The 12,642-nt window shown below is 37.5% G+C and carries 10 protein-coding genes and 1 riboswitch; of the genes, 2 read left to right on the top strand and 8 right to left on the bottom strand.

The features are described from left to right. Positions 1 to 33: 33 nt before the first annotated feature. The 8 genes from IGL48_RS05500 to mgtA all read right to left on the bottom strand — a co-directional run bounded on the left by IGL48_RS05500 (position 34) and on the right by mgtA (position 10,272). On the bottom strand, positions 34 to 768 hold the full coding sequence (locus tag IGL48_RS05500; RefSeq protein ID WP_010824582.1) for a metallophosphoesterase family protein: 735 nt from the start codon (positions 766 to 768) through the stop codon (positions 34 to 36). A 238-nt stretch (positions 769 to 1,006) separates the two neighbouring features. Further along, positions 1,007 to 2,176: a molecular chaperone DnaJ gene (gene dnaJ, locus IGL48_RS05495; RefSeq protein WP_002357822.1), complete on the bottom strand. Its 1,170-nt coding sequence runs from the start codon at positions 2,174 to 2,176 to the stop codon at positions 1,007 to 1,009. Between the two features lie 54 nt (positions 2,177 to 2,230). Continuing rightward, positions 2,231 to 2,353: a hypothetical protein gene (locus IGL48_RS05490; RefSeq protein ID WP_002357824.1), complete on the bottom strand. Its 123-nt coding sequence runs from the start codon at positions 2,351 to 2,353 to the stop codon at positions 2,231 to 2,233. Between the two features lie 114 nt (positions 2,354 to 2,467). Continuing rightward, on the bottom strand, positions 2,468 to 4,297 hold the full coding sequence (gene dnaK, locus IGL48_RS05485) for a molecular chaperone DnaK (RefSeq protein ID WP_002357825.1): 1,830 nt from the start codon (positions 4,295 to 4,297) through the stop codon (positions 2,468 to 2,470). A gap of 59 nt (positions 4,298 to 4,356) precedes the next feature. Then, positions 4,357 to 4,896: a nucleotide exchange factor GrpE gene (grpE, locus tag IGL48_RS05480; protein WP_002357827.1), complete on the bottom strand. Its 540-nt coding sequence runs from the start codon at positions 4,894 to 4,896 to the stop codon at positions 4,357 to 4,359. 54 nt (positions 4,897 to 4,950) lie between these two features. Next, positions 4,951 to 5,994, bottom strand: a complete 1,044-nt coding sequence (gene hrcA, locus IGL48_RS05475) for a heat-inducible transcriptional repressor HrcA (protein WP_002357828.1) — start codon at positions 5,992 to 5,994, stop codon at positions 4,951 to 4,953. 225 nt (positions 5,995 to 6,219) lie between these two features. Continuing rightward, positions 6,220 to 7,368: a radical SAM family heme chaperone HemW gene (gene hemW, locus IGL48_RS05470; RefSeq protein ID WP_016615757.1), complete on the bottom strand. Its 1,149-nt coding sequence runs from the start codon at positions 7,366 to 7,368 to the stop codon at positions 6,220 to 6,222. A 243-nt stretch (positions 7,369 to 7,611) separates the two neighbouring features. After that, positions 7,612 to 10,272 carry a magnesium-translocating P-type ATPase gene (gene mgtA / locus IGL48_RS05465; protein ID WP_282853327.1) on the bottom strand — a complete coding sequence of 887 codons (2,661 nt, stop codon included), beginning with the start codon at positions 10,270 to 10,272 and terminating at the stop codon, positions 7,612 to 7,614. A gap of 112 nt (positions 10,273 to 10,384) precedes the next feature. Then, positions 10,385 to 10,555: riboswitch (M-box (ykoK) riboswitch) on the bottom strand. Between the two features lie 252 nt (positions 10,556 to 10,807). On the opposite strand from mgtA, the gene IGL48_RS05460 reads away from it, so the two are divergent. After that, on the top strand, positions 10,808 to 11,683 hold the full coding sequence (locus IGL48_RS05460; protein ID WP_240214304.1) for a LysR family transcriptional regulator: 876 nt from the start codon (positions 10,808 to 10,810) through the stop codon (positions 11,681 to 11,683). A gap of 23 nt (positions 11,684 to 11,706) precedes the next feature. After that, entirely contained in the window at positions 11,707 to 12,594 is an 888-nt protein-coding gene (locus IGL48_RS05455) for a LysR family transcriptional regulator (protein WP_002357832.1), read from the top strand. Positions 12,595 to 12,642: the final 48 nt, after the last annotated feature.

Raw genomic sequence — 12,642 nt, 5'->3', positions numbered from 1 at the left:
GAAGTGAGGTAACTGATTCATACGATTAAGGAATCAAAATTCTGGTTGCCACGCAGGGGTGCGTTTTTGATATTCGATATCTTGGACAATCCCTTTTTCATTAAAAATCACACCATGCACAGAGCCGCCAAAAATAGCACCACCATCTATCCCAATTTTTCCATCACTTTGCCAAAGGTCCGTGGTCTGCATATCACCATGTAACATCGGAGTAATGGTATGACCAAAAACAATGGTCTTGCCTGTATTATTTTTCCCTTGATGAAAGGGTTCGCGAATCCACAAAAAATCCTTAGGTGCTGTTTGCCGCCAATCTTCCATCGTTAAATCAACCCCAGCATGCACAAATAAGTAATGCTGCCATTCAAAATAAAGTGGTCGTTTTGTTAAAAAATCAATTAACTCTGGATAGCGACTACGGATCATTAAGGCCATTTCTGTTGGTGAGTATTCTGCAGTAGCTCCTGGATGCAAGAGGCTTTCAATTGTTTCCTTGCCACCATTGCGAACATATCCTACCAACCAGTCCTCTGGATTTTGAAGAAACTGCAAAAAATATTCTTCATGATTGCCTCGTAAATAAACAGCGCCGTGTTGCTCGACAAGTTCTTTTCCTTTGAGAAAACAGGCTTTAGAATCCGGACCACGGTCGTTTAAATCACCAATTAAAACTAGCTGATGCTCGACTGGGTCATAGTCTGTGAGTAAGGCATCAAACAAATCTGCTTGTCCATGAATATCACTGATTACATAAACATATGGTTTCATAAATAAGCCCTCCTAACTTGCTTATATTAAGTATACGCTAAATTTTAAAATATTCTCGTAAAATGTTTGGAAATAAAAAACGAAAATAGGACATAAGTCAAAACGACTTATGTCCCACTCTCTAAATCTTAAAATAATCAGTTGAACAAAAGCAGCACCTACAATTACTCGTTGCAATTTAGCCTTCGAGAGTGATGAACACTTGGAGCTAACTGCTTTTGTCTCTGACTCGTTTGGTTTATTTTTTCTTCTTACCGCCAAACGCATCTTTCATTTTATCAAAGAAGCCTTCTTCTTGTTGTTCAGTTACATTTTGTCCGCCAGCTTTTGCAAAAGCTCGTAGGGCATCCTTTTGTTCTTCATTAAGATTTTTTGGTGTTATTAATTTCACTTTCACGTGTTGATCACCATTGCCCCCACCACGTAAACGTGGCGCACCTTTGCCTCTTAAGCGGAAGTTTGTGCCAGTTTGTGTTCCAGCCGGAATTTTTAATTTCACGTCACCATGAACAGTTGGTACAGTTACTTCGTCCCCTAGAGCCGCTTGGACGAAACTTACTGGTAAATCATAGTAGATTTCTGCGCCATCTCGATCGAAAATATCACTATCTTCAACACGAAAGACTACATATAAATCACCATATGGTCCACCATTGGTACCCGCTTCTCCTTGGTTAGCTAAGCGCATTTGTTGGCCGTCTTCTACTCCAGCAGGCACATTTACTTTGACAGTATGCGCTTTTTTCTCATGACCTGTGCCATGACAAGTTGGACATGGTTCTTTAATTTCTTTCCCTGTGCCATGACACACATCACAAGTTTGACGACTCATCATACGACCTAATGGCGTTTGACGTTCAACATTGATTGTTCCAGAGCCATGACATTTATGACAAGTTTCTGGGTGTGTGCCTGGTTTGGCGCCATTACCGCCACAGGTTGCACAAGTATCTTCTCGATTGTACTTAATCTCTTTTTCGACACCGAAAATAGCTTCTTCAAATTTCAATTGAATTGTATATTGTAAATCGGCGCCTTGTCTTGGTGCATTTGGATCAACAGAACGGCCACCGCCGCCGCCAAAGAATGAATCGAAAATATCTTCGAATCCACCAAAACCACTACTGCTAAATCCGCCGCCACCGAAACCGCCAAAGCCACCAGCGCCGCCACCGTAATTAGGATCAGTTCCTGCATGGCCATATTGGTCATAGGCCGCTTTTTTCTGTGGATCACTTAATACTTCATACGCTTCAGAAACTTCTTTAAATTTTTCTTCCGCATCGGCTTCTTTGTTAATATCTGGATGGTACTTTTTGGAAAGTTTGCGGTATGCTTTTTTAATTTCATCATCTGAAGCACCTTTTGCTAATCCTAGCACTTCATAATAATCTCGTTTCGTCGCCATTGACTTCCCTCCAACTTTCTTCAAACTTTACAATGTGTTTAGAACCAGCCAAATTCATCGATTGCTTTCGGTCTCTCTGGTTGGATTATCTGTCACACCTTGAATCAGTGTTACTAGCTGTGAATAGGTATTTTCAGCTTGTTTAACATCGTTGTAATCATACCACAGTTCTTTCAAAACCTAAATAGTTTCTTGCTAACTTGATTGTGGTTGATTTTCTCACAAAAGACAAGGGACTGGGACATTAGTCATTGTACTAATGATCCAGTCCCTAAAATCAATTGTTATTGATTATTTGTCATCACCATTTACTTCTTCAAAATCAGCATCAACAACATCATCAGCGCCACCTTGGGCAGCTTCAGGATTTTCTTGTGCTTGTTGTTGCGCAGCTTGTTCGTAAAGTTTTACTGTTAAGTTTTGGACGATTTCATTCAATGAATCACGTTTTGCTTTCATTTGTTCGATATCGTTTGCTTCGATGGCTGCTTTTAATTCATCACGCGCATCTTCTGCTTTTTTCACTTCTTCGGCGTCTACTTTGCCTTCTAATTCTTTCAATGTTTTATCAACAGTGAATAATAAAGCATCTGCATCGTTACGTAAGTCAACTTCTTCTTTACGTTGTTTATCTGCTTCAGCGTTTGCTTCAGCATCTTTCACCATACGTTCGATTTCATCATCAGATAAACCTGAAGAAGATTTAATCGTGATTGTTTGTTCTTTTTGAGTGCCTAAGTCTTTCGCACGAACATTTACAATCCCGTTTTTATCAATGTCAAAGCTTACTTCAATTTGTGGCACACCACGAGGAGCCGCAGGAATATCTGTTAATTGGAAACGACCTAATGTTTTATTATCAGCAGCCATTGGACGTTCACCTTGTAAAACGTGAATATCAACAGCTGGTTGATTGTCAGCAGCAGTTGAGAAGACTTGTGATTTACTTGTTGGAATCGTAGTGTTACGATCAATTAATTTTGTAAATACGCCACCCATTGTTTCAATCCCTAATGACAACGGTGTTACGTCTAATAAGACAACGTCTTTAACATCACCAGTGATTACACCACCTTGGATTGCAGCACCCATTGCTACTACTTCGTCAGGGTTAACTGATTTGTTTGGTTCTTTGTTTGTTTCTTTGCGAACAGCTTCAACTACAGCTGGAATACGTGTTGAACCACCAACTAGGATAACTTCGTCGATTTCAGAAGGATTTAAACCAGCATCTTTCAAGGCTTGACGTACTGGTACTTTTGTACGTTCAACTAAATCACTTGTTAATTCATCAAATTTTGCACGAGTTAAGTTCATTTCTAAGTGCAATGGTCCTGCTTCGCCAGCAGTAATAAATGGCAAGCTGATTTGTGTGCTTGTTACACCTGATAAGTCTTTTTTCGCTTTTTCAGCAGCATCTTTCAAACGTTGTAATGCCATTTTATCGTTAGCTAAGTCAATGCCATTTTCTTTTTTAAATTCTGCAACCATGTAGTCAATGATTTTATTATCAAAGTCATCCCCACCTAGGTTGTTATCACCTGCTGTTGATAATACATCGAAAACGCCATCGCCTAATTCAAGGATTGACACGTCGAATGTACCACCACCAAGGTCAAAGACAAGAATTTTTTCATCTTTGTCTGTTTTATCTAAACCATAAGCTAAAGCTGCTGCTGTTGGTTCGTTAACGATCCGTTCTACTTCTAAACCAGCAATTTTACCAGCATCTTTTGTTGCTTGACGTTGCGCATCGTTGAAATATGCAGGAACTGTAATAACTGCTTTTTCAACTTTTTCACCTAAATAGTCTTCAGCAAAACCTTTTAAATATTGTAAGATCATTGCAGAAACTTCTTGTGGTGTATATGATTTTCCTTCAACATCAACTTTGTAGCCAGCTTCACCCATGTGACGTTTAATAGATGAAATCGTGTTAGGATTTGTAACAGCTTGACGTTTTGCTACTTCGCCCACTTGAATTTCACCGTTTTTGAATGAAACGACCGAAGGAGTTGTGCGGTTACCTTCTGGGTTTGCAATAATTTTTGCTTCGCCGCCTTCTAGTACTGCGACAGCTGAGTTTGTTGTTCCTAAGTCAATACCAATAATTTTACTCATAGTGAATATCTCCAATCTGTATTAGTTTTCTATAATAATATATTTTTAATTAACGTTTGTTATTGTGCGACAATGACCATTGATGGTCGTAACACACGATCTTGTAATTTGTACCCTTTTTGTAGAACTTCAACAATGGTATCTGCTGGGGTTTCTTCAGAAGCAGGGACTGTTTGAACGGCTTGATGTAAATTTGGATCAAAGGTTTCGCCCATTGCTGGGATTTCTTCAATTCCTTCTTCTTTTAAAGCCACAGTAATACTTTCTAGCACCATCGAAATACCTTTTTTCAAGCTTTCGCCTTGTTCATCTGATACTTCAATGGCCATTGCTCGTTCTAAATTATCAATGGATGGTAAAATCTTTTTACCTAAATCTTGTGAGCGGTAACGAACTAATAATTCTCGTTCGTTTTTATTTCGATTGCTCATATTAGCAATTTCGGCTCTTGCCCGCAAGAACTTGTCTTCCATTTCGGAAAGCTCTGCTTTAAGATTTTCAATCTCTGTTGCTTCAACTTCTACTTCAGAAACGCCTGCAGCATCAACAGCTTCCATTTCTTCTTGTAATTCTTCTTGCTTCTCTTCTTTTTTACTCACTTCAGCAACTTCCTTTCTCTTTATGCATCTACTTCTTATCCTAACAAGGTTTGCTTAATTACCTAAAAAACGGTAATAGTCACCTAGTTGTGAAGCTAGCTCATGTCGAAACGTGTCTACCAAACCGAATATTTTTGAATACGGCATACTGGTTGGTCCTAGCAGGGCAATTGTTCCTTTGCCATGTCCTGATACTTCATACGTAGCAGTGATCATGCTCATATCTTCTAAGAGATTGTTGCCAATCTCTGAGCCGATACGAAAAACAATTGGATTTTCTGTTGTTGCAGAACCATTTAATAAATGCGTCAGCTCATCAGAATTTTGCATAAAGGAATAGACAGATTTCAATTGTTCAATATCTTGTTTGATGCCAAAATCTAACAAATTCATGCGACCACCGACAAAGACTTTTTCTTCAAAGGCATGTCCTAACATCTCATCGAATAAGTTCATCATTCCTTCTGGCGTTTGGAAATAGCGATGTAAAATCATCGGAATCTCCGTCCGCAAACGATGATAAACGGTCAACAAAGGTTGTCCAACCAACTTATCATTGATGATTTGTGTCATTTTTTCAAGATCTTGGCTAGAAACAGCGGCAGGAATGGCAAATACTTGGTTTTCAACATTGCCTTTATCTGTCACTATAATAGCAAGGACTTGCCGATCATTCAAAGGAACCATTCGAAAGCCGGTTAATTTCCGTTCTTTCACTTCAGGTCCTAATGAAAAAGCAGTATAACTTGTCAATTCTGATAGAATTTCAGCTGATTGTCGAATAATATCATTAATCTCATGAAATTCTTTTCCAAAAGATTGACGGATTCTTCTAAGTTCGTTCTCTTCTACTTGTGTTGGTTGTAAAAGATGATCCACGTAGTAACGATAACCAGCCATTGAGGGGATTCGCCCTGAAGAAGAATGGGTCTTAGCTAATAAGCCGTATTCCTCTAATGCTTTCATATCATTACGAATTGTGGCAGAACTAGAGGCAATGCCATCCTCCATCAATTTCTTAGAACCGACAGGTAAGCCCGTGTTCGTGTAATTTTGGATGATAAGTCTCAAGATATTTTGTTGTCTTTCTGTAATCATCGTTATTACCACCCTTCATTAGCACTCATAACATCTAAGTGCTAACTACATATACTAATATAACAAGTCCTTACCTTTTTGTCAAGGGAAATACGCAACTTTTTAGCACTCTTAACGCAAGAGTGCTAATCGCTGCAAACCACCTTCAAAAACCATCAATACCAACTTTTGTAATAAAAAAATCATCGAAATGCTTTGTCACACTTCGATGATTTTTTTATTTTTTTACTCTTTTTCACTTAACAAAAATGCTTCAAAAACATTATTCCCCACAAATAGTCCTTTTTTCGTTAAACGTAAGATATCTGCTTCTTCAATTAATAATTCTTCTTTGATTAAGCGTTGAATGACCTCTCCATAAATTGCTTCAATTGGTTCATGAAATTTTTGTTGGAATTTTTGTTTAGAAATGCCTACTTTTTTACGTAAGCCTAAAAATAACTCCTCTTCTATTTGATTTAGACGAGTTAATTCTTCGGTCTCCACAATTGGCAATTGATTTTCTCGTAAGGGTTTTAAATAATGTTGGATTGGACCGTGATTTTTGTAACGAGTTTGCCCAAGATAGCCGCTGGCACCTGCGCCAAATCCATAGTAGTGGTCATTATTCCAATAAGCCAGATTATGCTGGCTTTCTTTTCCTGTTAAAGCAAAATTACTGACTTCATATTGATGACGTCCTTTTTTCTCCATTGCTTCAATCGTTTCGTCAAACATCTGTGCTTCGATTTCTTCTTCAGGCAGCTGTAACCGTCCTTGACGAACCCAGTTCATGAACATTGTTTTATTTTCAAGAATTAATGAATAAAGCGAATAGTGTGGCAAGTCCAATGCTAAGGCTCTTGTCAAAGTATCGCGAAAACTTTCCAATGTTTGTCCAGGTAAAGCATAGATTAAGTCAATACTGACATTGGTAAAATTTTCTTTCTCTAAAAATTTCATTGTTTCATAAACATCTGCGGCGGTATGCTTGCGACCGATTTTTTTGAGCAAACGATCATCAAATGTCTGAACGCCCATCGAAAGACGATTGACGCCATAGTTTTTCATGACTTGTAATTTTTCTTGGGTTAAATCACCAGGGTTTGCTTCCACCGTAAATTCATTTCGGTCATCAAATGTTAACTGTTCGCGAACCCCTTTTAGTAGCACATCTAACTGTTTCGCTGATAATGAAGTTGGCGTGCCTCCGCCAATATAGATGGTTTTCATTTCTTGTTCTGGATACAATTCTTGCGTAAGTTGAATTTCTTTTAATAAACTCTGAATATATTCATCAACTGGTTGTCCTTCTAAAAAGACCTTGTTAAAATCGCAATAATAACAAATATGCTCACAAAATGGAATATGAATATAGGCCGACCGATCGAACATCGGCGTTGAAGTTGAAAGTTGGTTTGTTTTGGTCATTAGCTCGTTTTATCTCCTTATTACCAAAAAGCTCGTTCTTTTTGGAAAGTCTCTACTAGCCATACTAACTGTAAATGACAAATAAATCCATAAAAAAATTCGCACAGTCACTTAAAACAACAAAGAGGAGCTGTCATAAAAACCGACACCTCCTCAACCTTGAAAGAAAAGTAAAAAAATTTTTCTATATATAATAGTACAAATCAGTTACAGTAATTGACCGTAACGTTTGACGTATAAAACTTTAATGAACGCAACCAGTGCTAAATAAGCAACAATTGTCGGGATTAAATACAAGAAATAGCTTGGTGATAAACCGACAAATCCTAGTTCTGCACCGAAAGCGGTAAAGGGTAAAACAGTTCCGAGAACAATCCCTGCTGTAGTGACTAACGTCATAATTCCAGAAGCACTACTTTGAAGGAAAGGCATTTTTTCTGTTCGTAGGAAATGCAAGACGAGCATTTGGGACCATAAGGACTCAATGAACCACCCTGCATGGAAAATACCGATAAAGAGCAATTGATCTGCTCCATTTAATTCAAAGAATGAGCCACCTAGGATAGCCGGACACACAATGAAATACATAAATAAATAGGTAACAATATCAAAAATAGAACTCGTTGGGCCAAACCAACGCATAAAATTACCAATTGATTTTGGTTCCCATTTTTTTGGTTTTTCTACGTATTCTTCATCTACTTTGTCCCAAGGAACTGACATACATGAAGTATCGTAAATTAGATTTAATAATAGCGATTGAATCGGAGCAATCGGTAAAAATGGTAAAAAGATACTTGCTGGGATCACGGAAAAAACATTGCCAAAATTAGAACTTGCTGTTAATTTGACGTACTTCATCGTGTTCGTAAACACGCGCCGTCCAGATAAAATCCCTTTTTCCAAAACCATTAAATCTTTTCTCAATAAAATTACATCCGCCGATTCTTTCGCCACATCGACAGCTGTATCAACAGAGATTCCTACATCAGCAGCACGCATTGCTCCAGCATCATTTATTCCATCACCTAAAAAGCCAACAGTTTGACCATTTTCAGTTAACGCATTTACAATACGAACTTTTTGGTCAGGCGTAATTTTGGCGAAAATATTATACGCTTGAACGGTTTTTCTTAATTCTTCTTGGTTTAATTGTTGAAGTTCATTTCCTGTAATAATTTTTTCGCCAGCCAGACCAACTTCTTTACAAACAGAATGCGTCACATACTGATTGTCCCCCGTTAATACTTTCACAGCTACATTATGTTGATGCAAGGCGTGAATAGCTGCCGCTGCTGTTTCTTTTGGCGGATCCAAGAAGGCAAGATAACCTTGTAAAATCAACTCTGATTCATCTTTAGTTGTATACTCCCATTCAGCCGCTTCGACTTTTTTATCGGCAATTGCTAGAACGCGCAAACCATCTCGATTTAAAGCTTCAACGTCTTTGGTAATTTTTTGACGCAGCGTCTCTGTTAAAGGCACAATTTCGCCATCTAAAAGTACCTGTGTGCAGACCAAGAGCATTTCTTCAACCGCACCTTTGGTAATTAAGCGTGTTTCTCGCGTTTTAAACTCTTTGATAATCACGCTCATTCGACGTCGATTGAAATCGAAAGGAATTTCATCTACTTTATAAAAATCATCTGATTGTATATCACTTTCTTGTGTTGCCGCTTGAATAACGGCGTTATCCATTAAATTACGCAAACCTGTTTGAAAATAACTGTTTAGAAATGCTAAATCCAAGACTTTTTGATCTTCTTGGCAACCAATATTATAGTGGTATTCTAAAATTACTTTATCTTGTGTTAAGGTACCTGTTTTATCCGTACAAAGTACATCCATCCCGCCAAAATTTTGAATGGCATTGACATTTTTCATAATCGTGCCTTCTTTAGCCATTTCTCGAGAACCTTTGACTAAATTGGTTGTTACAATCATAGGTAACATTTCTGGTGTCAAGCCGACAGCTGTGGCAATCGCAAACATTAACGCTTCCACCCAATTGCCTTTTGTTAACCCATTAATTAGAAAAACAGTTGGCGTAATGACCAACATAAAGCGAATCAGCACCCAGGTTGTTTTATTAATTCCTGTTTCAAAACTCGTCTGTTGCTGCTCTTCTCCGTTATCAGAAGCCATCCGTCCGAATAAAGTTTGATTACCAACTTTAATGACAATGCCCAAACCAGTGCCACTAATTACATTTGTTCCTAAAAACAAAAGATTGTCGTATTCTGTATCAATTTGATCACTATCTTTTTGATGAGTCGCGTGTTTTTCAATGGGAAAACTCTCTCCAGTCAAGGATGATTGGGAAACAAATAAGTCCTTAGATTGGATTAAACGTAAATCGGCTGGAATCATATCGCCAGCGGATAGTTGGACCAAGTCGCCACACACAACTTCCTCAATAGGAATTTCCATTTGCTTCTTGTCACGAATGACTGTCGCTGTAACTTTAATCATATTTTGTAATTTTTCAACTGCATTGCTTGATTTGACTGATTGGACAAAACTCATCGTGCCGCTTAAGATGACCATCGCTAACATGATTAACACGCCAGTAACATCTTTTTCCTCTGGCGCAGCATAGACATATTCTGTAAAAAATGAAATCGTTGCTAGTGCTAATAACACCAAAGTAAACGGCGTGATATACGATTTTATAAAAAGTCGCAGCCGTGAAGCTTTTTTTTCATTCATAATTTTGTTGCGGCCATAACGTTCTTGTAATTCTTCAATATCTTGGTGTTTAATGCCATCCCAAGTTGAGCCGAAACGTTGTAAAACTTTTTCTACTTCTGAATGGGCAAACTTTTTGTAACTATAGTCATGGCCCAAGTGACGCATTTTCTTTTCCATTTTCTTTCACCTCATTTATCTGTTGTTGACTTGAATTGACGATCGGTTCATCTTCCATTTTCCTCACCCTTTCCACAAAAAAAACACGCTGAAAACTCAACGTGTCAAAGAATAATCGTTCTTATCGTTGAGCTTTAGCACTATACAACGTAAAAAGCGATTGCTTTTAGCTACCTTAAGAAAAGCCTTCATTCGACAGTTCCTGTTCTACCCATTGGCGTCTCTCGACATTTTTGGGCAGTAGCCTATGTTTGTATAGGAGCCTCACCTAACAAATCTTATTTAATTACAACAGCAAGTATAATTCTTCCTTGAAAAAATAACGATATAGAAAAAGTTTTTAGCAGATAACTTTTTGTCCCTTCAGTAACAAAAAGAAAAATAATCCGCTTATTTACTATGGTTTTCTGGTATGATTCGTATTTATTCATAGAATCATAACTGGTTAAATTAATCTAAAGACCGTCAGATAGCCTTGTCGAGAAGCTTTTCTTCTGCTATTTTTTGTATAGTTAAAGAAACGGCGGTGAGGAAAATGAAATTACAACAACTAGAATATTTTATGGCAGTTTCAAAGTATGCGAGTTTTACTTTAGCTTCTCAAAAGCTCCATACGAGTCAACCTTATTTAAGTACCCAGCTCAAGGAGTTGGAACGTGAATTAGGTGCTTCATTAATTTTAAGAGACAAGAAATATTGTCGGCTTTCTCCAGCAGGCGAAGTCGTCGCCAAGCGAACAGAGATGATTTTTGCACTCATTAAGGAAGCGCAAGAAGAGATTAATGAATTAGTGACCCAAGGATCGACAACGACCATTCGGATTGGAACAAACTTAATTGATATAGATAAAGCATTTGGAGAAGTCTTGTTGTTATTTAATCAATCCTATCCGTATGTAAGTATTGATTTTAAGTATTATTACGATCTTGAAACAGCCTTGGAAACAGATTTAATTGACATTGGGATTGGGATATTTTTGGATACCTCGATTCCATTAGAGAAAGAATTAATTTATACAGAAAGCTATCTCCTTTGTGTCAATAAAAATCATCCTTTAGCCCATGCCGATAGCGTAACGATTGACGAAATTCGTTCTTTACCTTTTGCTGCATATTCCGATCAAGTATATGAAAAAAAAGTGTTTAAACGTTGGGAACGTAAAATCAATTGGGAAAATCGGCAAATCGTCATCGAACTTCCTTCTCTTCATTTAGTCTTAGACATGGTCCAACGAGAAAAAGCCTGTAGCATCCTTCCCTATTCACTCACTGATGAACTAAACAGACGTAACTTAGTTGGTATTCCTCTGGAAGATAGTCCAGAACGAGCCATCTATTTAGTTCAGAATAATCATCACGGACATTGTGAAGCACACCGTTATTTATTTGAACAATTACGTTATTTATTCTAGGAATAGAAAAAGGAGGAATTCCCATGGAACTATTTCGTTTACATTATTTTTTAGAGTTATGCAAAGTGAAACAATTTACTAAAGCAGCCGAAAATTTAGCAATTTCTCAAGCTGCATTAAGTAAGCAAATAAAAATTCTTGAAGCAACGTTAGGCGCTGAACTTTTTAATCGCCAAGGCCAAACTACCACCTTAACACCAGCTGGATTAATTTTAGAAAAATATTGTTGGCGCATCACCAATGAGTTGGTCTCAATTGAAGAAGAGCTAAAAGAAATTAATCATTCTTCCAACCATATTTATGTAGCCACTTATCTCTGTGATTTAGAATATAAATTGAATGACTTACTAATGACAACATTAACGGATCGTTCATCCAACTTACAAGTCCACACTATTATTACAGAAAATATTCTTCAATCCTTGGAAACAATGGATGCAGATTTTGGTATTTCCTTTGCTGACTTACCATTACCTGAACATATTGGTAAAATTGATTTATTTACAGCAAATTATCAATTCATTTTAAGAAACGATCATCCAGCTTTGGCAAAAGCTACGACGGAAGAAATTTTAAAAGAACTAACAATGTACCCCTTCGTCCGTTTAAATACCGAATTTTCCGAGCAAAACAAATTAACCAATTGGCTAGATACTACGTTTTCTAATTTTTCTCCAGAGAAAGTCATTCAAGTGGATACTCTTTCGCTTATTACTCATTTGGTGTCTCATTCCGATAGTTTCGCTATTGTCCCCGAATACACAAATATTCAACTTTTAGACAATTCGATCCATACACTGACTTACCAAGAACTACCTAAACGAAACATGGCAGTTTATTATTTAAAAGAACGTTACATGAGTCGACAACTTCAACAACTTTTGGCTGAATGCCAAAAACAATTTCAATAGTAAAAACCAAGACTAGAGCTTGTCGGCAAGCGAGTTCCAGTCTTGGTT

The sequence above is a fragment of the Enterococcus sp. DIV1090 genome, assembly GCF_050537975.1.
In the GTDB taxonomy this organism is placed as follows: domain Bacteria; phylum Bacillota; class Bacilli; order Lactobacillales; family Enterococcaceae; genus Enterococcus; species Enterococcus faecalis.
This window is presented reverse-complemented; position numbering and strand designations above follow the sequence as displayed.